At 64.2% G+C, this 20,113-nt stretch carries 19 protein-coding genes and 1 pseudogene; 13 read left to right on the top strand and 7 right to left on the bottom strand.

What is annotated here, in order from left to right:
- The first annotated feature begins 179 nt into the window (after positions 1 to 179).
- From GQB00_RS06235 to GQB00_RS06220, 4 genes are all read left to right on the top strand, one after another.
- Complete coding sequence (locus GQB00_RS06235) at positions 180 to 437, top strand: hypothetical protein (RefSeq protein ID WP_111495469.1); 258 nt, start codon at positions 180 to 182, stop codon at positions 435 to 437.
- 180 nt (positions 438 to 617) lie between these two features.
- Positions 618 to 935, top strand: a complete 318-nt coding sequence (locus GQB00_RS06230) for a YtxH domain-containing protein (RefSeq protein WP_111495471.1) — start codon at positions 618 to 620, stop codon at positions 933 to 935.
- Positions 936 to 1,033: 98 nt separating this feature from the next.
- Positions 1,034 to 1,549 carry a DUF4136 domain-containing protein gene (locus GQB00_RS06225; RefSeq protein ID WP_165855583.1) on the top strand — a complete coding sequence of 172 codons (516 nt, stop codon included), beginning with the start codon at positions 1,034 to 1,036 and terminating at the stop codon, positions 1,547 to 1,549.
- 132 nt (positions 1,550 to 1,681) lie between these two features.
- Positions 1,682 to 3,319 carry a methyl-accepting chemotaxis protein gene (locus GQB00_RS06220; RefSeq protein WP_165855582.1) on the top strand — a complete coding sequence of 546 codons (1,638 nt, stop codon included), beginning with the start codon at positions 1,682 to 1,684 and terminating at the stop codon, positions 3,317 to 3,319.
- A 5-nt stretch (positions 3,320 to 3,324) separates the two neighbouring features.
- Here GQB00_RS06220 and GQB00_RS06215 read toward each other — a convergent pair whose 3' ends face one another.
- Positions 3,325 to 4,227 carry a LysR family transcriptional regulator ArgP gene (locus GQB00_RS06215; RefSeq protein ID WP_165855581.1) on the bottom strand — a complete coding sequence of 301 codons (903 nt, stop codon included), beginning with the start codon at positions 4,225 to 4,227 and terminating at the stop codon, positions 3,325 to 3,327.
- A gap of 89 nt (positions 4,228 to 4,316) precedes the next feature.
- Between GQB00_RS06215 and GQB00_RS06210 the strand changes: the two genes are divergently transcribed.
- From GQB00_RS06210 to GQB00_RS06200, 3 genes are all read left to right on the top strand, one after another.
- Positions 4,317 to 4,949, top strand: coding sequence for a LysE/ArgO family amino acid transporter (locus GQB00_RS06210; protein WP_111495480.1), 633 nt, complete (start codon positions 4,317 to 4,319; stop codon positions 4,947 to 4,949).
- Positions 4,950 to 4,998: 49 nt separating this feature from the next.
- The gene (locus tag GQB00_RS06205) at positions 4,999 to 5,361 is read left to right on the top strand and encodes a DUF4870 family protein (protein WP_111495482.1); all 363 of its coding nucleotides are present in this window, start codon (positions 4,999 to 5,001) and stop codon (positions 5,359 to 5,361) included.
- Between the two features lie 361 nt (positions 5,362 to 5,722).
- Complete coding sequence (locus tag GQB00_RS06200) at positions 5,723 to 7,795, top strand: phosphatase PAP2 family protein (RefSeq protein ID WP_165855580.1); 2,073 nt, start codon at positions 5,723 to 5,725, stop codon at positions 7,793 to 7,795.
- Between the two features lie 108 nt (positions 7,796 to 7,903).
- Here the strand turns inward: GQB00_RS06200 and GQB00_RS06195 are convergent, their stop codons facing one another.
- On the bottom strand, positions 7,904 to 8,206 hold the full coding sequence (locus GQB00_RS06195) for a DUF6316 family protein (protein ID WP_111495486.1): 303 nt from the start codon (positions 8,204 to 8,206) through the stop codon (positions 7,904 to 7,906).
- 716 nt (positions 8,207 to 8,922) lie between these two features.
- On the opposite strand from GQB00_RS06195, the gene GQB00_RS06190 reads away from it, so the two are divergent.
- The 4 genes and pseudogenes from GQB00_RS06190 (at position 8,923) to GQB00_RS06180 (ending at position 12,242) form a co-directional block, all read left to right on the top strand.
- Complete coding sequence (locus GQB00_RS06190; RefSeq protein WP_162628766.1) at positions 8,923 to 9,939, top strand: OmpA family protein; 1,017 nt, start codon at positions 8,923 to 8,925, stop codon at positions 9,937 to 9,939.
- A 132-nt stretch (positions 9,940 to 10,071) separates the two neighbouring features.
- Positions 10,072 to 10,359, top strand: a pseudogene (locus GQB00_RS22005) (thrombospondin type 3 repeat-containing protein); the annotation flags it as partial.
- The gene (locus GQB00_RS06185; protein ID WP_323127281.1) at positions 10,354 to 11,451 is read left to right on the top strand and encodes a thrombospondin type 3 repeat-containing protein; all 1,098 of its coding nucleotides are present in this window, start codon (positions 10,354 to 10,356) and stop codon (positions 11,449 to 11,451) included. The pseudogene GQB00_RS22005 and the gene GQB00_RS06185, both read left to right, overlap by 6 nt.
- Before the next feature lie 263 nt (positions 11,452 to 11,714).
- Complete coding sequence (locus GQB00_RS06180) at positions 11,715 to 12,242, top strand: YgjV family protein (RefSeq protein ID WP_165855578.1); 528 nt, start codon at positions 11,715 to 11,717, stop codon at positions 12,240 to 12,242.
- A 65-nt stretch (positions 12,243 to 12,307) separates the two neighbouring features.
- On the opposite strand, the gene GQB00_RS06175 is transcribed toward GQB00_RS06180, so the two are convergent.
- The 5 genes from GQB00_RS06175 to GQB00_RS06155 all read right to left on the bottom strand — a co-directional run bounded on the left by GQB00_RS06175 (position 12,308) and on the right by GQB00_RS06155 (position 18,626).
- Positions 12,308 to 13,615 carry an MFS transporter gene (locus tag GQB00_RS06175; RefSeq protein WP_165855577.1) on the bottom strand — a complete coding sequence of 436 codons (1,308 nt, stop codon included), beginning with the start codon at positions 13,613 to 13,615 and terminating at the stop codon, positions 12,308 to 12,310.
- 84 nt (positions 13,616 to 13,699) lie between these two features.
- Positions 13,700 to 14,803 carry a DUF1513 domain-containing protein gene (locus GQB00_RS06170; protein WP_165855576.1) on the bottom strand — a complete coding sequence of 368 codons (1,104 nt, stop codon included), beginning with the start codon at positions 14,801 to 14,803 and terminating at the stop codon, positions 13,700 to 13,702.
- 3 nt (positions 14,804 to 14,806) lie between these two features.
- Entirely contained in the window at positions 14,807 to 15,841 is a 1,035-nt protein-coding gene (locus GQB00_RS06165; protein ID WP_165855575.1) for an imelysin family protein, read from the bottom strand.
- A gap of 13 nt (positions 15,842 to 15,854) precedes the next feature.
- Positions 15,855 to 17,255 carry a di-heme oxidoredictase family protein gene (locus GQB00_RS06160; protein WP_228276673.1) on the bottom strand — a complete coding sequence of 467 codons (1,401 nt, stop codon included), beginning with the start codon at positions 17,253 to 17,255 and terminating at the stop codon, positions 15,855 to 15,857.
- Between the two features lie 69 nt (positions 17,256 to 17,324).
- A complete protein-coding gene (locus GQB00_RS06155; protein ID WP_165855574.1) occupies positions 17,325 to 18,626 on the bottom strand; it encodes an imelysin family protein in 1,302 nt (433 codons plus the stop codon).
- Positions 18,627 to 18,794: 168 nt separating this feature from the next.
- Between GQB00_RS06155 and GQB00_RS06150 the strand changes: the two genes are divergently transcribed.
- Both GQB00_RS06150 and GQB00_RS06145 read left to right on the top strand, forming a co-directional pair.
- A complete protein-coding gene (locus GQB00_RS06150) occupies positions 18,795 to 19,640 on the top strand; it encodes a 23S rRNA (adenine(2030)-N(6))-methyltransferase RlmJ (protein ID WP_165855573.1) in 846 nt (281 codons plus the stop codon).
- Positions 19,641 to 19,702: 62 nt separating this feature from the next.
- Positions 19,703 to 20,113, top strand: coding sequence for a DUF1330 domain-containing protein (locus tag GQB00_RS06145; RefSeq protein ID WP_111495504.1), 411 nt, complete (start codon positions 19,703 to 19,705; stop codon positions 20,111 to 20,113).

Genomic DNA, 20,113 nt, shown 5'->3' with positions numbered 1-20,113 from the left:
GGCGGATCACGCCGGCCGGCTTCCCGGTTGGCGAAAAACGGGGTCCTGAACCAGACTGGAACATGTCCATCCGGACATGTTCCGTGTCCGGCTATATACGACCATGAGAATGTCTTAAGGCGGTGTCTCGCCGGTTCCTTAAGGGCATCGCAGTCATGGCACAACCGACAGGATGCCCCATGACCCACGCCTATCAGCCCATCGATTGTTCCGCCCACGACATCCTGCTGGAAACCGCCACCTTTCGCCGGGTGGTGGAAATCATCTTCCGGGATGAAGCCGGTCAGATACAGACCTTTCACGACCGGATCCGTGATGTTTTCACCCGCGCCGGCGAGGAGTTCCTGCTGCTCGAACGCGGCCAGCTGATCCGGCTCGATCACCTGATCCTGGTGGATGGTAAACCGGTCACCCAGGGTGGTCAGGTGTCGGCCTGAACGGCGCTTCACCTGAGCCGGTTGCGGGTGTTCTCCACAGCGGAATAAGTTTCCTAACGTTCTGTCATAACTAAAAAAAGCGTAATTGTGCGTTTATTGTGTTTACGTGCCGCAGCCCTCTACACTGCACTCGCAGTCAAACGATCGTTTGGAATTCAAATCTTTGCTGAGGGAAAGCATATGAACAAGGTGATTGCAGGTACGTTCGCACTGGTTGTGGGTCTGACACTGGCCGGTTGCAGCGACAACGAGTCGCCTGCCGAAGAGATGCAGGAGTCGGTAGACCAGGCCGCCGAGAACACCGGTGACATGATGGAAGACGCCGGCGACAGCATGGAAGAAACCTACGAGGACGCCACCGGCCAGACCGACAGTGCCTGGGAAAACACCAAGGAAGGCGCCGAGGAAGCCGGCGAGGCGGTTGAAGACGCCGCTGAGGACACGGCTGACGCCGTCGAAGACGGTTACGACGACGCCAAGGAATCGGTGAACAACTGATCGTGAACCGCCGGTAAGTCCCGTTGGGACGCTACCGGTTGCGGGATGGTTTCCACGATGCTCTGATGATAGCCATGTGCCGATTCAGGAGTGACATCATGGTAGCCATCCCGGCTTTTACCTTCCCGGCCAGGGCGTGCGTGTTCGCCTTTCTTGCCCTGGGCGCCGGTCTGCTGACCGGATGTTCGCTACAACCGCAACCTCCCCTGTCTCTGGACCAGGGCGCGAAGTCCGTAACGGATGCTGCCACCAGCTTCTCGACCGGTATCCGGCCCGCTCCGGGGCGCAGCCGGTTCTTGCGCCGGGTGGAGCAGGAAGTGATCCGTCAGATGCAGGCGCTGGGTTACACCGAGGCAGGTGAGTCCGCCGATCTGCGAGTCTCGGTACGCCTGGACCGGACCGACACTTTCCGCACGGATCTGATGGATACCGTGGATTCCGGTCGCCTGACCCTGGTCCTGTATCAGGACGATCGCATCCTCCGCACAGGGCGCTCGCCCATCCTTAACAGCAACGATCTCGACTTCATGCGCGACGACGAAGTGGTCGAGCGCGTCCGTCTGTTTCTCGACGGGATACAATCTGTTGCACCGCCATCTGCGAAAAGCAACTAAAGTACAGTTGGTGTCCGGCCAGCGCTGGACGACACTGGAAAAGCCCTCGTAGCCTGGAAGGCTGCGACGTCAAATAACAACAATCCGGACCGCACTGGACGTGGTCTGATCGACGAACAGGTTTGAGGTTCCATGACATTGATGGGTCGTACGGCACTCCTTGCCGCGCTTGTTATCGCACTGGTCCCGGCGTTAGCCGGCTATTTTCTCGGGCTGGACATGATCGCCCTGATTACCGGCCTGATCCTGGGGCTGGCCATTGCCGCGCTGGTGCTGGTCGTGCGGGTGCTCTATCCGCTGGAGAAAGCCCTGGTCGACGCCGAAGCCGGTGGCGCGGTGCCCGAATCCAGCCCGCTGATGAAGCTCTGCCCCTCGCTGGCGGCCGGTTCGCGCGCCGGCGGCGGAGTGGTCGATTCCCTGGCCGGCAGCGCCGATGCCAACGCCATCTCCGCCGCTGAAGTCTCCCACGCCGCCGATCAGCTCAAGTCGCGCCTCGATCGCCAGGTGGAGGAAACCGGGCAGATGGCGGATTACGCCGGCCAGATCACCGAAACCGTCAAGCAGTCCGCCGAGCAGGCGGGCCAGGCGGCGAGCATGGCGCGCCATGCCAGCGAGCTGAGCGTCAGCGGTCGCGACGCCCTGGCCAGCGCCATTGAGGACGTGCGACAGGTGCATCGGGAATCCGGCGAGACCCTGAGCCAGATCCGCGCACTGAACGACAAGTCCGAGAAAATCCAGGGCGTGACCACGGTGATCCAGGGCATTGCCGAACAGACCAACCTGCTGGCGCTCAATGCCGCCATCGAGGCGGCCCGGGCTGGCGAGCAGGGGCGGGGATTCGCGGTGGTGGCGGATGAAGTGCGGCAGCTGGCGGGTCGTACCTCCCAGGCCACCGACGAGGTGGCGCAAACGCTGTCGGAGATCCGCACCGATACCGGGCGCATCGTCGAGCGCATCCAGACTCTGGCGGACAGCATCGAAACCGGTCTGGAATCCGTCGAGAACGTCGGTGAGCGGCTCAACGAAATCCGCGCCCAGGCCGATCAGGTGGAGCAGCAGGTGGCCGGCATCGCCGAGGGCGATCAGCACAACGAAGCCAGCCTGCAGCAGATGTTCCAGGCGATCGCCACCCTGCGCGACGAAATGGGTGAGAGTGACAGCAGCGTACAGGCCCTGGCCCAACAGGCCGGGACGCTGATGGAGATTGCCGAGAACGCTAATGCCGTGTTCGCCCTGAACAGCGAGGCCAGCTACCACCGCCCGTTTTACGAGCAGGCACGGCAGGGGGCGGACCGCATTGGCGAGTTGTTTGAGAAAGCCCTGAGCGACGGCTCGCTGACCGAGTCAGCCCTGTTCGACAGCCGGCGCGAGCCCATTCCCGATACCTCACCCCAGAAATTCCACAGTGGCTTTGATCGGTTCACCGACCGGCATCTGCACGCCATTCAGGAGCCGGTTAAAGACACCCATCCGGCCCTGGTGTTTGCCATCGCCACCGCGCCGGACGGCTACGTGCCCACCCACAATCGGGATTTCGCCCACGAGCCCACCGGTGATCCCAAGGTGGACCTGGTCAAGAGCCGCAGCAAACGCCTGTTCAACGACCGCACCGGCGCGCGCTGCGGCAGGCATCAGGAACAGATGCTGCTGCAGACCTATCGGCGGGACACCGGCGAGATCATGCACGACCTGTCCGTTCCCATCTACGTCAACGGCCGCCACTGGGGCGGTTTCCGGCTCGGTTACCGACCCCGGTCCGGCGACGCCTGATCGCCTCAGGCCATGGGCTGGAGCAGTTGCCGGCCAGCCCGGGCGATGGTTTCGGTCAGTCGCTCCATAAACTCCCCGCCGTGCCGCCAGTAATGCCAGTAGAGCGGTACGGTCACCGCCGTCTCCTCATCAAGGTTCACCAGGGCGCCTTCCGGCACCAGCAGCGTGGTGTCCTGGTTGGCGATCATGTTGTCGGGAATCATCCCATAGCCCATGCCCGCCATGGCCAGCCGGATGAAGCCCTCCGACGACGGGCACAAGTGGTACGGAAAACGACCGTGGTAGCCGCACTGCGCCAGGAACCGGTGCTGCAGCTGGTCGTGGGGGCCGAATACGATGGCCGGCGCCTCGCGGAAAGCCTCGGCGGTCAGGCCGTTACCAAAGTGCTGCTCCACGTAGTCGGCCCGGGCCCAGGCGCGGTAGGGCATCTGGCCCAGTTCGATGCAGCGGGCGCCGGCGACCGGTTGGTCGCTGCTGCACAGGCAGGCCGCTACATCCCCTTCGCGCATGCGGCGCAGGCCCACGTCCTGGTCCTCCACCACCATGTCCAGCAGCAGTCCTTCCTGCTGGCAAAACGCGCCGATGGCGTCGCCCCACCAGGTGGCCAGACTGTCGGCATTGAGCGCGATGCGCAGCCGCGTTCGATCTTCCGACAGCGCGGGTATCTGCCGGCGCAGGTCACGTTCCAGCAGTTGCACCTGCTGGGCGTGGTTGAGCAGCCGGCGCCCGGCGGGCGTGGCCTGCAGGTTGGGGTGGCGGGTCAGCACCGGCTGGCCCAGGCGGGATTCCAGCAGCTTGATCCGCTGCGACACGGCGGACTGCGACAGCCCCAGCGCCAGGCCGGCCCGCTCGAAGCCGCCGGTTTCCACGACGGTGATCAGGGCTTCCAGGAGTTTGTAGTCGAGCATAAGAAAATCTAATGCAGTATTAGCAATATGATTTTTTAGTATAGCCGGATTCGATTAGCCTTGCCCTGCAACTTGAGGGAGAAGGCACCATGTTACAGAGCTACCTGACCGGTCTCGTCGTCTGCGGCGGCATCATCATCGCCATCGGCGCCCAGAACGCCTACCTGCTGGGGCAGGCCTTCCGACGCGAGCATCACTGGTGGTCGGCGGCGCTGTGCATGAGTTCGGACGTCATCCTGTTCAGTCTGGGGATGCTCGGTGTCAGCGCGGCGCTGGTCGCCATGCCTTCGGCGCTGGACGTGCTGCGCTGGGCTGGCGTGGCTTTCCTGCTGTGGCTGTCGTTTACCGCTTTCCTGCGGGCGTTGCAGGGGCGCGGCGGCCTGCAGGCCGAGGAAACCACGCGCCGCAGTCTGGGCGCGGTGTTGATGACCACCCTGGCGGTGACGCTGCTCAACCCACAGGTCTATCTGGACACTCTACTGCTGATTCCATCCATCGGTGCCCAGCAACCGGAACCGCTGGGCTTTGTGGCCGGCGCCAGCAGCGCGTCGGTCATGTGGTTCACTTTACTGGCCTGGGGCGGTGCCGCGCTGGCGCCGGTGCTGTCACGCCCGATCGCCTGGCGCATCATCGACGGCGCCATTTCGCTGATGATGCTGGCCATCGCCGTGCACCTGATCGTTAACGGCATTCACGTACCGGAGGCGGGCGCAAGCACCTGATGGATTCCGATATACTGCGGGTATGTCCAAGCCAACTGAGGAACGCACATTGACGGATTCCGACTTTCGTCCGGCCGAAGACGACCCGCTGCTGCGCCGCAGCGATCCCGCCCGCAACCTGGCGGTGGCGGTCTACATCCTGCAGGCCCTGGCCTTCTTTCTGGGCGGCATTACCGGCCTGATCGGCGTCATCATCAATTACGTCAAGCTCGACGAAGTGACCGGCACCTGGGTTGAACCGCACTTTCGCTGGCAGATCAAGACGTTCTGGATTGGTCTGGCGTGGACGGTCATCGGCATCATCACAGCGCCGATCCTGGTGGGGTGGTTCATCCTGCTGGGGATCACCATCTGGGTGATCTATCGCGTCGTCAAAGGGGCCCTGGCGTTGAATGATGGCAAGGGGCCTTGAACGGGCCTTAATTGAAAGCGCGCTGAATCGGCGAGTCCTCAAGACAGTCCTTCCATGATGGGGAGCCGCCGGGCTCCCCCGTATTCCCGTCACAAGCCGGATATCCATGATCGATCCGCCGAGCTGAAAAGAGCCGGTGGAAGCTTCGTTGATCCAGGTCAATTGAGATCGAGAATCGGTTTCATCTTCACAAAAGCGTCACCGTTCTATAACCAAAACTGCTTAGCGTCCTAAGTCCCCCGGGCTCTGGGTAACCCGTCGTTATCAAGAGCGGGAGCCGGAGCCTCCTTCGAGACCCATGAAAAGCGAGATGGTTATGAGTGACGCACGCACGTGGAAAAGTGCTGGCCTGCCTTTGGCTATGGCCGCCTTAACGGCCCTGGCGCTGGCCGGTTGCAACGACAGTTCGGACGACGACGGCTCGGCCGATGCCGGCAAACCCGCCAGGCCCACCGGGGTCGGCGCGGAACTGGTGGTCGAGGTTCCTGAGGTCTATTACCCGCTGCCGTCGGTGGAGTATGCCGAGAACAACGCCGATGGCACGCTGCGCTACATCATTGGCGACAACCCGGTGTCCTACCTGCTGGGTGGCATCAACGACGTCTGGAAGGGCACGTCGGATAGCTGGCAGTCGGGCGCCAACGGCGACGGCCCGGACAGCTACCTGAGCGACCCGATCGTGGATGCGCAAACCTGGCAGGAGAATATCCAGTACGTCATCGACGTCACCAACAACCGGACCGACGAGGAAGCCATCCTGGCGTTCCTGGACGATCGCCGCAGCAAGAATTACAGCATCATCGACGGCTACGGCCCGCTGACCGAAGCCTATGTGGCCGGCTCCGGCGCCTACACCGACATTGCCGTGCCCACCACCGCGCAGGTCCTCTCCGACGCCAACTACGCGCCGGATTCCAACGACAACATCATGTTCGCCGGCGACACCACCGGCACCCTGGGCGAGATGGTCAGCCTGGTGGATGCCTTCCGTCAGCGTTCGCCGGCGTCCACCAGCGCCTCCAAGTACACCTTCTCCACGCCGCGTCCCTGGCGCATGGACGATGACGGTGCCATCGACTTCCTGGGAACCGACCAGAATTACAGCTGCATCGACAGTTCCGGCAGCGAGACCATCTACACCTACGACACCTACACCACCAGTGTGGCCGTCGTGCCCGGTCTGATGTGCGCACGCCGCGCCCACGACCCGGACAAGGAGACCGCCGGTCTCTATACCTCCACCACCGAGAACCGACGCAAGGACGGCGGCTATCCCAGCGGTCACACCAATGCCGGTTACCTGGCGTCCATGGCCCTGGCCTATGCGCTGCCCCAGCGCTTCTCGGAGATGCTGACCCGCGCCTCGCAACTGGGCGAGGACCGCATCGTCGCCGGCATGCATTCGCCGGTGGACGTGATCGGCGGCCGCGTCCATTCCATGATCGTGGCCAGCTACGCGCTGAACCAGGCGGATATCGCCGCCGAAGCGGACGCCGCCTACCAGCGGGCGCAGTCGTATTTCGGTGACCTGGCGGCCGCCGAGGACATGACCCTGTACGAGTATGCCCACCGTGAGGTGACCGACGAAGCCGGGCTGATCGACGGCAGCAATGTCAACATCGAGGTCTACGACAACAACCTCTACGACGACCACGAAGCCAACAAGGAAGCCTACCGCTTCCGCATGACCTACGGCATGACCCAGGACGCCAGCCTGGCGGGCCAGGCCCCCATCGTGCCGGAAGGCGCCGAGGCCCTGCTGAAATCGCGCCAGCCCTACCTGACCGACGCCCAGCGCCGCGCGGTGCTGTACACCACGTCCATCGACTCGGGCTACCCGATCCTGGACGGCACCTATGGCTGGGGCCGCCTGGACCTGGTAACCGCTGCCGACGGCTACGGTGCTTTCGAGGGCGATGTGGCGGTGACCATGGATGCCAGTCTGGGCGGATTCGCGGTTCACGACTGGTGGCGCAACGACATCACCGGTGAAGGCATGCTCACCAAGGCCGGGACCGGCCAGTTGACCCTGACCGGCGACAACCGATACAGCGGCGGCACGCTGCTGCAGGGTGGCGTTCTGGAAGCGACCTCCACCTCGGCGTTCGGTGCAGGCGATCTGTATGTCGAAGACGGCACCGCACGGGTGGATGCCGAAGGCGCCCTGGCCATCGATGGAAGCTTCACCATGGATGGCGGCGAGCTGGCGCTGGTGATGGATGAGGACGCCAGCCAGGTGAGCGTGGCCAAGCGCGTCTACATCGACGGCGGCGACCTGACGCTGGACTTCTCGGGCTACGCGCCGACCGCCGGTACGGCGCTGACGCTGGTGGAAGGGGCATCTCTGCAAGGGACATTCGGCAGCGTGGATGCCGGCGACGTGACGGTTGAGTTGAGCTACACCGACAGCAGCGTGATCGCCACTGTCCAGTAATCCCCGACGCGCATTTTACGGCCCGTCGTGGCCCGCGATTGCCCGTGGCCGGGTGGTCGCGGGCACTCCCTTCGGAGTGCTGCTATCGGTCAGAATGACACTGTCGGTTCAGTGTGCCGGTTGCCAGCGGTGTTGCGAGGCGATGTGCGCCTCCATGCAGATGGCGCAGTTGCGCTTGCGGCAGGTGTCGGGATCGTGCACTTCCATGCCGAGGCTGTGGCCGTCCTCCGCTGCAGCGCGCGGCAGATCCCGGAACTGGCTGATGTGGCGTTCCAGGGCCGATTCCGCTTCGCCAACGTTACCGAACGGGCCCAGATCCACCGCTTCCCGGGTCCTGACATACCAGCCGACCAGCGTATGGACGAAGCGCTCGCTGCGAACCGGTCGATACATCTTCTGTTGCACACTCATGCCGACGACTCCCTGATGCGCATGGCCTTTTCCATACGACTACCCATGCGAATGCCCACTCGAACACCCATTCGAACGACCGTCCAAACGCCCCGCTGACGATGACCCAACCGGAGACGGCCTGCGGCCATCCTGCTCCGCCGCCGTGCGATTTGATTTGGCCGCTGTGACATTCGTCACATTCATTCTGGTCAACCGGCGGAGTTTTGAGGGGGAGTAACACAGCTGCAGCGATTCTTCTCCGAAAAAATCTGGCGAATGTTGCATCCGAACGAGCGCCTCGAGCGCATAGGCTATAGCGAAGTGATTGTTTTCGCGGTTGCAATAGCAAAATGCACGGTTTTACCAATTTTGACAATTTGGCGAGCTGGTACATCTGTCCCATCAAATTGCTGTTTTGTCTGGCAATTAGCTTTTGCAGTTTGTTGGGCTGACTGAAATGTCATGTCGCCGTGTCAGAGAGGTCATGGCGACGCTGTGATGTCGATCACTATTTTCAAGAACAGGAGGCCATTTCCCGTTTGCCGAATGCCTCTTTCACAAGAAGAACGGCAAGCCGAGTCGGTAGGCGCCACAAGCGCAGCAGGAATGGACTCTGAGGAAGACCGCTCTTCAGACCGGGAAACCGGGCTGCAGTGAGAGCCAGTCAACAAAAAAGGGACAAGCCGATGAGACATCGAATCACTGAAGTTATTTGCTGTAGTGCGTTGTGTTCCATGCTTCCGGCGGGGATCGCCCTGGCCGCATCGAATCCCGATGACGGTCACCGCCAGGAGTTCTCCTTCCAGGGTGCCTATCTGATCACCGATGACGACCGCACCGACGAATACGGTTCGGGGGTGCGCGCCACCTACGGCTTCCAGTTGGACGAAAGCCTGTGGCTGGAGCCCCACCTGTTCGCCAACATCATCGAGACCGGTGACGACGCCGGGGTTGACGCCTACCAGCAGGGGCTGGGCAGCGACCTGGCCTACCGCTTCCGCACCGACAGTGACCTGCAACCGTTCGTGCTCGCCGGCCTGGGCGTTTCACGAAACGACGTGGACGGGGACGACGAGAGCGAGTTTGGCGGCTTTGCCAATGTGGGCGTGGGCCTCCTGAGCCCGGCCTTCACGGAAACCGGTCTGCGCGTTCGCGCCGATGCCCGCTACCTCTACGACACCTACGACGATGGCTACCAGGACATCCACATTGCGCTGGGGATCACCATTCCCATCGGCGCGGTGCGTGAGCGCGTGGTGGAGAAGACCGTGGTGGTCGAGAAGACCCGCGTCCAGGAGCTGGCGGATTCCGATGGTGACGGCGTCGTCGACGGCGTTGACCAGTGCCCCAACACGCTTGAGGGGCTGGATGTCGATGCCGTTGGCTGCGTCGATTCGGGCCAGGCCCAGACTGTTGTGCTGCGGGGCGTCAGCTTCGAGTTCAACTCCGCCCGCCTGACCGCCAACGCGCGCGACATCCTGCAGCGCGCCGGCGATGCCCTGCAGGGGCAGCCGGACCTGAAGGTTGAGCTGGCCGGACACACCGACAACGTCGGCGCCGCCGCCTACAACCAGCAGCTGTCCCAGGAACGGGCGGACGCCGTGCGTGACTACCTGCTGGATCAGGGCGTGCGCCCGGGGCAGGTCACCGCCACGGGCTATGGCGAGACGCAACCACTGATGTCGAACGACACCGAGCAGGGTCGCGAGAGAAACCGGCGCGTTGAATTCAACGTCCTCTCTGGCGAATAAGCAGAAAAGGGAGAAGTGATCATGTTGAACAGGAAGCTTTGGTTCGCACTCTTGGGCTTGATGACCCTTTTTGTTCTCGCTGGCTGTAATTCCGACAGCAGCGGGGATTCGGACTCGGCGGTAGCCGGTGTGGTGGAAGAGCAGAACGACGATGGCGACGGCATCGCCGAGGATGAGGACAATTGTCCCGCCATCTTCAACCCATTGCAGGAAGACGCCGACGGCGATGGCATCGGCGATGCCTGCGACACCGATTCGGACAACGACGGCCTCAGTGACGCCGCCGATAACTGCCCGCTGGTGGCCAACCCCGGCCAGGAGGACGCCGATGGCGACGGCCTGGGTGATGTCTGTGACAACAACGCCGACGGCGACATGGACGGCTTCGACGACGACGTCGACAACTGCCCGGCCGTGCCGAACCCGGGCCAGGAGAACCAGGATCGCGATTCCTTCGGCGATGCCTGCGATTCGGACCAGGACGGCGACGGCGTCGACAACGGTGCCGATAATTGCCCGGCGGTATCGAATGCCAGTCAGGCGGATTTTGATAACGATGGCGCGGGCAACGCCTGCGACGCTGACCTGGACGGCGATGGCGCGGATAACGACGCTGACAACTGCCCGTTGTTTGCAAATCCCGGCCAGGAGGACGGCGACGGTGATGGGATCGGCGACGCCTGTGAAGACAGCGTAGACGGCGACGGCGATGGCCTGCCGGATTCCGATGACAATTGTCCGGCGGTGGCCAATCCTAACCAGGAAGACCTGGACGGCGATGGTACGGGCAACGCCTGCGACGCCGACACCGACGGCGACGGCATCGAAGACGAGAACGCGCTGGGCCAGCCCAACGACAACTGCCCGCTGGTGCAGAACGCGGACCAGGCCGACACGGACGGCGATGGTCTGGGTGACGCCTGCGACCTGATCGACGATACCGAGTACGCCTGCGACATCTCCGGGGAAACGTTCTCCCCATTCCTGGCCGATAACGACGCCACGTCCACGGCGGATGATTCCGGCTGTCTGCTGGGCGGTGTCCTCGGCGGCGCGACCTGTGGCGTCAGCGGGGCGGCCAACGTGATCGACAATGATCTGGGCAACGCCGCGACCATCTACAACACCAATCTGCTGGGCCTGTCAGAGGCCATGCTGCGGGTCGCCGATACCTCCGGTTTCGTCTATCCGGGCCAAAACGTGCTGGGCGTGTCCATTGCCGAGAGCGCACAGCTCTTGCAGCTGGACCTCCTGGCCAACAACACCCTGATCGTCCGTACCCTACTGGATGGTGAAGTACAGGAAAGCAGTGACGGAGACATCGGTGTGGATCTGGACCTGTTGGGTGTATCCGGCATGCTGGGTGGCACCGAACAGGGCTTCCTGGTGTTCCAGACCTCTCTGCCGTTCAATCAGGTGGAAATCATCAACGGCGGCTTCGGAGTGTTGTCGGTGCTTGACGAGTTCAGCGTCTACAGCGTCTGCGCCAGCCGCACCGAGGTGACTCCATAATGTCCCGATAGCAAAGAACGTCTTCCTTGCGGCGTGAGGATTTGGGTCGGCATCTGCCGGCCCTTTTTTGTGGTCTTCCAGTCATCGCCGGGAGCCTTTCCCACATTGATCAGGCCCCGATAGGCGCGAGCGCGTGTCCGCTCTGGAGTGCAGCGAGGGTTGTCTGCCGGACGCAGGCCACGTAGCCTCCGGGTGCTCGTCGATCGATCCGAACCCATCTTTGTGCGGCATCACGCTGCCCATTCCGGAGAGTGACGTTCCCCATGCTGGAAAACCACAGCGCCCTGGCCGGCCAGTTCTTCGGTCTCATCTCGCTGATTCTCTGCGCCCTGGCGTTTGCCAGCAAGCAGGATGATCGGCTGCTGAAGCTGCTGCTCGCGGCGAACGTGGCCTTCGCCCTGCAGTTTCTGTTTTTCGAAAGCTGGACGGCTGCCGCCCTGACGGTACTGGTGATCGTGCGTATCGGGCTGGCGAGGCGTTATCCGGGCAACCGGGGCGTGATGGCGCTGGTTCTGGCGGCCAGCGGCATGGCTGCGGCGCTGACCTGGCAGGGATGGGCGGACCTGCCAGCTCTCGTGGCCATGGTGCTGGGAACCATGGGCATGTTTCTGTTGCGGGGCATCCCCATGCGCGTCTGTCTGGGCCTGGCCGCCGTGGCCTGGATGCTCAGCCACCTGCTGGTCGGCTCGGTTGGCGGGACACTGGCCGAAGGCCTCGTGCTCTTCACCAACGCCATTACCATTTACCGTCTGATGCGGGACCGGCGGCGTTATCCGGACGTGATTCGATAGCGTTTCGGGTTCGCGTCGGGCCCGGCCCGGGCCTTACCCCATCTTCCGTTTACTCCACTTTCCGGTTACTCCACCTCCTTCAGGCGCACCGCACTGACCGTCCCCGCCGCGCCCATCAGGCCCAGCAGGAGGATCACCGCCGTCGGCGAAATCAGCGAGGCCAGGGCGCTGATGCCGCCGGTGACCAGTAACAACACGCCGATCACGGTGTTGCTCACCGAGGTGTAGTCGGTGCGCTTGTTGCCGCCGGCCATATCCACCAGGTAGGTCTTTCGGCCCAGGCGCACCCCGGCGTGGGCGATGCTCAGGACGAAAAAGGCGGCCGGGTAGAACCAGGGTGAGCTGGCCGATTCCCCGGTCAGCAGGTTCCACACGCCGATCACCAGGCACACGCCGCTGGCAATCACGGCGCCGCGAATCATCACCTGGCGGCTGGATCGGTCCGCCATCCAGCCCCAGACGGTGGCGCTGACTGAGCTGGCAAGGCTGCTGGCGAGCAGGAAGCTGCCCAGCAACCAGCCGCTGTCGTCCTGCTGCTGCGCCAGCAGCACGAAGTAGGGGGAGGCCAGGGCGGAGCACAGCAGCAAGGCCCGGGTGATGACGAAATGGCGAAAAGGCGCGTCGTCCCGCAGCAGCGACAGGTTCCTGATGGCTTCCTGCAAGGCGTGGCCGCCGCCGCTGGTCTCGCCGGGTTCTTCCTCGATTCCGGAAAACAGCACGCTGGCGATCACCCAGAGAACCGCCGCCAGCCCCAGCAGCGAAACGTAGAATGGCAGTGTCGGTTCGCCTCGCTCCCAGAACAGCAGGACGGTCAGCAGCACCGTGGCCGAGCCGCCGATGGTGGTGGCCAGTCCGCCCAGTCGGCCGCGCCGGGTCTTGGGCACGCACTTGCCCTGCACGTCTTTCATCGCCACCGAGCAGAAGCCGCGGGCCAGGGAGAACAGGATCAGCGCGCCCACGACGCCGAGCCCGGCGGCGTTGCCGTCCAGAAACCAGACGCTGCCGGCCATGGCGGCGACGCTGACGGCCTGGCCCAGGCTGCCGCCTACCCAGAACCACTTGCGCACCGGGCGCTGGCGGACCCAGGCGCCGATGACCATCTGCGGAATCAGCGATCCCGACTCGCGGATGGGCACCAGCCAGGCCACCAGCGCCGGGGCGCCGACGGCCCCGAGCAACCAGGCGAGCACCGTTTTGGGACTGATCAGCAGATCGCCCAGCTTGGTCAGCACCAGGCTGCCCAGGATCAGGAAAAAGTTACGCGGGACTTCCTGGCAGGCATCGTCGGAAATGTCCGTGCAGACGCGGGCGTCCTCTTCGTTGGCGATCAGGCTGTAGAGTTTTTCTGTGGTGTCGCGCTGCGGCTCTGCCAAGGGGCCTCCGATTCCATAAGCAAAAGAACGCCAAGGATAGCAGCGCGGTGCCCCGTCGTCAGCGCGACGGCTTAACCGGAACGTTCAGCCGAAGAGCGTCAGATGGTTGTCCCAGCGCATGTCTGAATGGGACAGGGTTTCGGTGCCCGCGCTGTCCGCGTGGATTCGCTGCACCGAGCCGTTGCCGGAGGAGACCACAAACGAGTCGTCGGCCAGGGGCAGGGCGCCCGCCACGTCCGCCACATCGAGATGACGGACCAGGGCGCCGGTAGCGTGGTTGATCACCACCACCAGGCCACCGCGAGGCGCGGTGACGACGGTGTAGGGTCCGGTGTGAGAGCAGGCGATGCTGGCGGTGTAGTTGCGCAGGCGCGGCTGCAGGTCGTCGGGCAGGGAGATTTCGTCGAACGTGCCACGGCGGGTGTCCAGTCGGGCGATCAGCGGCGGCGTTTCCCACTCCGGGCCCTGGTACTGGTAGCCCGCGATCACGATACCGTCGGGGCTGACATCCAGGTGACGGCAGCTCAACTGGTGGTGGGAGGGCTCATGGCGCTCGCGGATCTTGCCGCTGTGCCGATCCATCAACAGCAGCGCCGGCTGCATCGTATCCAGGTTGAGCTTGATGCGGTCGTAGTCGGGGTGGGTTTCGATCCCGCCCAGGGCCACGATCAGCGTCTCGCCGTCGGGATGCAGGCGCAGTTCGTGGGGCCCGATGCCGTCGACCGGCATATCCCGCACCGCACGGTAATTCCGGTCGGCGTCGTATACCCGCACCAGCCCTTCGCTGGTGGTGTAGTGGTTCATGGTCACGTAGAGAAAGCGACCGTCCGGGCTGAACACGCCGTGGCCATAGAAATGGTGGTCTGTGCCGGCGGCGATGGTCGCCACCGTCTCGCCCCGTGCGGTATCGACCACGTAGAAATGCCGTCCCGGCCGGCGGGCAAACAGCAGCGCCTGGTCCGATGCCGGACGGGCGCAGCCACCGTGGCAGCGGTCCGCTACCGGCAGCCGGAAGCGCGGGCGGCCTTGAAGGTCGATGCCGGCGATGAAGTGCTTCCCCGCCGGGTCGTCCACGGCGCTGAGGATCAGCGGTTCACGGTTCAGGCCGGCGGCGAGGGTCAGGCGACCGGTGCCGGCCGCCATCAGGCCGGCCGCGGTGGCTTGCAGGAAATGTCGGCGGCTGAGCATGGATCAGTCCCCGTCGCTGGCGTTGAAACCGCGAGTCACGCCCAGGGCCGGGGCAATGCGGCCGGCCAGGACCTGCTCCAGTTGGGTCACCTCGATGTACAGCGACTGCAGTTGGGCGTAGCCCGCCTCGTCGGCCAGCAGCGGGGCCATCGCCGTGGGCAGGGCCTGGAACTCGTCGAGCGTGTTCTGTAGCTGCTGATCGAGTCGCTGTGCCAGGTCGGCGTGGCCGGCGGCCGTCAGCCGCGCCTGCAGGCCGGGTTTGAAGTATTGGTCCAGGCCCTCGATGGATGCCTGGATGGCCGCCAGGGACTGGCCGCTGCGCCAGGCGTCGCCCAGGTAGGGGTTGTGTCGGGTATTACCGCGCAGCCCCATCGGATCCGCCAGGCGCCGGTCCTGCAGGATTTCCAGGCCGTTCAGGGCGGCCTCTACGGTGCGGTGTTCGTAGCGATCCTGTTGTCGGTAGAAGTTGCCGAAGGCGCGCCAGTCTTCGGCCAGGGTGGCGGTGGTCAGCTCCAGGTGGCCGCCGATGGCGGTGAGCAAGAGACAGGTGTTGGCGGCGGGCAGTGCGTCGTCGCCATCCTGCATGGCCGGGTCGTAGAGCAGGTATTCGATGGCCGGGAAGCCCTGCAGGGCAACGCCCGAGTCGTCCACCAGGTCCTGCACGGCGGCGTTTTCCTGCTTGAGGGCGTAGCTGACCTTGCGGGCTACCAGGTTCTTGGCATCGGGCCAGAACTGGATCTGCCAGGCGCGGCTGTCCTGCTCGATGGGGCCGAAGTCGACAAAGCGGATGGCCTGCCAGTCCAGGAACGCGGCGCGCCAGTCCGCCACCAGCCTGGCGCGGCCGGTGTCGTCGGGGGCGTCGCAATAGGCCGTGGCCGATTGCTGCAGGGTCTGGGCGGAGGCGGCCAGGGCGTCGTAGCCGGACTGGAACGCCGCGTGCCACGTGTCCCGCGGCGTGTCGGCAGCCTGGGCGGTCAGGGCGAAGGCGCCGAAGACGGCGGCCAGCAGAGGACGGCCAGGGCGGGCGAATGCAGGCATGGTTGATCTCCGGTCAGAGCGAGTTCAAAAAACGGATCAGGGCGGCGCGCCCGTCGCTGTCCAGCGCGCGGTAGCCGTCGCGGGAAGCAGCGGCTTCACCGCCGTGCCAGAGCACCGCTTCCTCCAGGGTGCGGGCGCGGCCGTCGTGCAGGAAGCCGGCGCGTGGGTTGACCTGTTTGGCCAGTCCAATGCCCCACAGGGGCGAGGTGCGCCACTCGTTGCCATCGGCCAGGAACTCGCCCCGGCCATCCGCCAGGGCCGGCCCCATGTCGTGCAGGAGCAGGTCGGTATACGGCCAGATGGTCTGGTGGCTGAGGTCCGGACGGTCGGCGATGGTTCCGGTGACCTGGCGCGGCGTATGGCAGCCGGCGCAGCCGATGTCATTGAAAATTCGCGCGCCCTGGCGCACCTCGGGCTGTTCCATGTTCCGCCGTACCGGTACGGCCAGGCTGCTGGCGTAGAAGTCGATGAAGCGGGCCACCTTGTCGCTGACTTCCGGCTCGCCGCCGTGGGCAAATGACTCGCATTGCTGCTGCGGCGTGCAGTCGGTGGCCGGCACCAGGCTGGAGGTCAGGCCCATGTCGCCGGCAAAGGCGTCCATGCTTTGCTGGAACACCGACGGTGCGCCGGCTTTCCAGCCGAAACGGCCGATCACGGTATCGCCGCCGGCCTTGTCCCAGACCCGGTTGATGCGGCCTGAGATGCCATCGTGGTTCTGGTCGTCGGGGTCGACGCTGGCTTCCAGGTCGGCCGCTGGAATGGCGGCCAGCAGGCCCATGCCGATCATCGGCGGGGCGACGCGCGGGGACGTCAGCAGATTCTCCGGCAGGGGGCCGAACTGCGGGTTCTCGATGCGGTAGACCGGCCGTTCCAGGGTGATGACGGTGCCGTCGTCGAGCGTTTGTTCCACCGGCTCCCAGCTCAGGACCAGATCCGCTTCCGGCGTCTGGCCGGTGATGGCGGCGGTCTGGAGCTGGCTGCCGTAGACCGGTGCCGGCTTGAAACCGTGCCGTTTCAGGAGCTGCGCATCGGCTTGCGGATCGGCGGGCACCGACAGGCGCAGGAACAGCGAGACCGGCGCTTCACCCGGGCCGGGTGGATGGCCCCGGCCGTCCTTGATGTGGCAGCCCTGGCAGCTGTTGGTGTTGAACAGGGGGCCCAGGCCGTCGCGGGCGTCGGTGCTGGCCGGGGCTTCCACCCAGGGATTGCGGAAAAAACTGTTGCCCACGCTGAAATCCAGGCGCCTGGTCATGGGCAGGTTGCCCTGGGGCAGGGAAAAGGCGTTGTGGTCGAACTGCTTCACGGAGCCGTCACCACCGGTCATCGGCGTGTCCTGGATGGGCGGAGCCCCGGCGGCGGGGAAGGCGGTCAGGCCCAGAAACGCGGCCAGGAACAGGGTGTAACCTTCTCTCATCAATCTCTTTGGATCTCGTGCAAACGGCACGGGCCCGGTGCTCAGTCACCGGGCCCGGAAAACCAGGGCTCAGAACGTGTGGCCGGCGTCGTCCGGCTGCAGCGACTCCACGCCCAGCAGGCGGGACGCTTCCTCGATGTCGCCGGTCTGGTTCACCAGCGCGACGATGGCGTCGTTAATGATTTTTGCGCCCTGCTCGTTGCCCGGTGCAATCATCATGTCGAAGGTCATCGCGTCGCTGTCTGCTTCGGCCGTCTGCTTCATGGTCTGCAGAGCGGCCATGGTCTGGTTGAGGTCGTCACGCAGTTGCTTGTCCAGCGCCGGATCGGATTGGGCGACCAGGTCCGACAGCGATGGGCCGCTCACGGCGGTGCCGTCCACCCGGGTGTAGCTGCCGCTGTAGATGTTGCGGATGCCGAGGGCATTGTAATAGTGCGAGTTGTGGGTGTTGTCGCTGAAGCAGTCGTGTTCGTCCTCGAACGAGTTGGCCTCCAGTGCCACTTTCATGCGCTCGCCGGCCAGCTCGCCCAGGGACAGGGAGCCCATGCCGAACAGCATTTTCTGGATCGCCGCCTGGGGTTCCATCGCGGTCAGCTCGGCACGGTAGTTGTCGGTTGTGCCAGGTGCCCACTGCGCCACCATCCACTCAAGGTCCGAGATCAGCAGGTCTGTGGCAGCATCCAGATAGGCGGCTCGGCGGTCGCAGTGGCCGTGGGTGCAACCTTCGCCCTGGACGTAATCGCTGGCGGGACGCTCGCCATTGCCGGCCTGGAAGCCGTGGGTGTCCTGACCCCAGAGCAGGAATTCGATGGCGTGGTAGCCGGTGGCCACGTTGGCCTCGGAACCGCCGATTTCGTTCAGGTCGGCCAGCAACACCGGCGTGAGGGTGGCCACATCGATGGTTTCGCCGCCGATGTTGATGGTTTCGCTGGCGATGATGTTGACCGTGGCGCCGGCATTGCCCAGCTCGTACTGGTAATCGCTGGTCTCGACGTAATCGATCATGCCTTCGTCCAGCGGCCAGGCATTGAGCTCACCTTCCCAGTCATCCACGATGGCGTTTCCGAAGCGGAACACTTCGGATTGCTGGTAGGGCACCCGGGAAGCCAGCCAGGCCTCGCGTGCCGCCTGCAGATTGGCCTCGGTGGGATTGGCGATCAGCGTATCGGTTGCGACGTCCAGGGCCCGGGCCGTGATCAGCGCATCTTCGTAGGTCGCGTGGGCGATGTCGGCGTATTGCTCGACCACGTTGGCCGGTGTGGCGGGCTTGTCCGACTGGGCCGAGTTGCCCTGGAGGCTGCTGCATGCGGTCAGCGCTACCGGAAGGGATACGGCAAACGACAGCGCTTTCATGTTAAAACCTGACTTCATCGAGTGGTGCTCCCTGTCAACCATGCGTCGTTGAATATTATTAATGATATTAATTTGTATTTGCGATTATAGAACTAACGATCGCAATTGCAATTAGTGCGAAGAGGTATTGTTCCGCTCTGGGCCCTGGGGCCTAATAACGCTTTCACCGGATAGGCACATGCCGTCATGCTGAGTTATCTCCACGCTTTCCACGCCGGCAATTTTGCCGATGTCCACAAGCACATCGGGTTGTTCCTGGCGCTACGCCTGTTGCAGAAGAAACCGTCCGCCGTGGCCTGTTTCGATACCCACGGCGGCAGTGCCTCTTACGACCTGGAGGGAGAACGACCGCGCAAGACCGGTGAGGCCGACGAAGGCATCCGCAAACTGTGGGCGTGTCGTGACGATTTGCAGCACCCGCTCTGGAAAGAGGTCTGGCGCCTGTTGGATGGGCCGGATTCGCCGGGTGGTGAAACACTGCGGTTTTACCCGGGGTCGCCGGCCTGGTTCGAACAACTGGCGCGGGACCAGGACCGGTTCACCGTATTTGAGCTTCACTCCGGCGAGAGCCAGCGGCTGCACGACTGGGCCGGTACACGCCGGGTCGATGTGCGGGCCGAGGATGGGTTTGCGGGCCTGCTCAGGGCTTTGCCGCCAAAAGAGCCGCGCCTGCTGACGCTGATCGATCCGCCGTACGAGGTGAAGGACGATTACCTGACCACCGCGGAAACGGTCATCAAGGCCTGGCAGCGCTGCCGCCATGGTGTCTATCTTGTATGGTATCCGATACTGCCGGATGCCCGGCATGAGGCCATGATCCGCCGCCTGCAGGACAGCCCTGTGCGCAAGGTGCTGCACAGCCAGTACCGCCTGGAAACACCGCCGGAGCGGGGCATGGCCGGGTCGGGGCTGTTGCTGGTGAACCCGCCCTGGGAATGGGCGGGCCTGATGGAAAGTATGCTGGAGGAAGTGCGTAGCAGCGGCGCGATCGATGCCCGGCAACGCATCGACTGGGCGGTACCCGAAGCCTGACCGGCCGCCCCGGTATCTCGCGCTCCTCCGCCACCACAGACCGAAAGACGCAAGGAGCACCTATGTCCTCGATTCATCCGTCCCGCGATCGTCTTGAATCCCTCGTGCAACGTTTCTCCCCGGAAGAACCGGTGGTGATGCTCAACCTGCTGCGCTTCCGGGAGGAGGCGAGCTATGCCGAAGAAACCGACGAGCGGCCCTGTTCCGGGCGCGAAGCCTATGCCCGCTACAGCAAGCTGGCGCTCGGCCAACTGGCCCGCGTTGGTGCCCGGCCGGAATGGATGGGGCAGGCCATGGCGCCGGTGATCGCGCCGCACGACGAGGACTGGGACGAAGTGCTGCTGGTGCGTTATCCCTCGGCCCAGGCTTTCCTTAACATGGTGGCCGCGCCGGAGTATCGGGCCATTGTGCATCACCGCACGGCGGCCCTGGCCGATTCCCGCCTGATTGCCATGCGCCCTCAGTCCTCCTGA

The sequence above is a fragment of the Marinobacter sp. JSM 1782161 genome, from assembly GCF_011421605.1.
In the GTDB taxonomy this organism is placed as follows: Bacteria; Pseudomonadota; Gammaproteobacteria; order Pseudomonadales; family Oleiphilaceae; genus Marinobacter_A; species Marinobacter_A bohaiensis.
The sequence above is the reverse complement of the archived record's forward strand: the minus strand, read 5'-3'. Positions and strand labels throughout refer to the sequence as shown.

Coding starts and splice junctions, on each gene's coding strand:
- GQB00_RS06180 (WP_165855578.1), top strand. CDS start 11,715: ATGCTGGAAAACCACAGCGCCCTGGCCGGCCAGTTCTTCGGTCTCATC.
- GQB00_RS06150 (WP_165855573.1), top strand. CDS start 18,795: ATGCTGAGTTATCTCCACGCTTTCCACGCCGGCAATTTTGCCGATGTC.
- GQB00_RS06225 (WP_165855583.1), top strand. CDS start 1,034: ATGGTAGCCATCCCGGCTTTTACCTTCCCGGCCAGGGCGTGCGTGTTC.
- GQB00_RS06195 (WP_111495486.1), bottom strand. CDS start 8,206: ATGAGTGTGCAACAGAAGATGTATCGACCGGTTCGCAGCGAGCGCTTC.
- GQB00_RS06145 (WP_111495504.1), top strand. CDS start 19,703: ATGTCCTCGATTCATCCGTCCCGCGATCGTCTTGAATCCCTCGTGCAA.
- GQB00_RS06200 (WP_165855580.1), top strand. CDS start 5,723: ATGGCCGCCTTAACGGCCCTGGCGCTGGCCGGTTGCAACGACAGTTCG.
- GQB00_RS06210 (WP_111495480.1), top strand. CDS start 4,317: ATGTTACAGAGCTACCTGACCGGTCTCGTCGTCTGCGGCGGCATCATC.
- GQB00_RS06230 (WP_111495471.1), top strand. CDS start 618: ATGAACAAGGTGATTGCAGGTACGTTCGCACTGGTTGTGGGTCTGACA.
- GQB00_RS06160 (WP_228276673.1), bottom strand. CDS start 17,255: ATGAGAGAAGGTTACACCCTGTTCCTGGCCGCGTTTCTGGGCCTGACC.
- GQB00_RS06155 (WP_165855574.1), bottom strand. CDS start 18,626: ATGAAGTCAGGTTTTAACATGAAAGCGCTGTCGTTTGCCGTATCCCTT.
- GQB00_RS06215 (WP_165855581.1), bottom strand. CDS start 4,227: ATGCTCGACTACAAACTCCTGGAAGCCCTGATCACCGTCGTGGAAACC.
- GQB00_RS06235 (WP_111495469.1), top strand. CDS start 180: ATGACCCACGCCTATCAGCCCATCGATTGTTCCGCCCACGACATCCTG.
- GQB00_RS06190 (WP_162628766.1), top strand. CDS start 8,923: ATGCTTCCGGCGGGGATCGCCCTGGCCGCATCGAATCCCGATGACGGT.
- GQB00_RS06165 (WP_165855575.1), bottom strand. CDS start 15,841: ATGCCTGCATTCGCCCGCCCTGGCCGTCCTCTGCTGGCCGCCGTCTTC.
- GQB00_RS06170 (WP_165855576.1), bottom strand. CDS start 14,803: ATGCTCAGCCGCCGACATTTCCTGCAAGCCACCGCGGCCGGCCTGATG.
- GQB00_RS06220 (WP_165855582.1), top strand. CDS start 1,682: ATGACATTGATGGGTCGTACGGCACTCCTTGCCGCGCTTGTTATCGCA.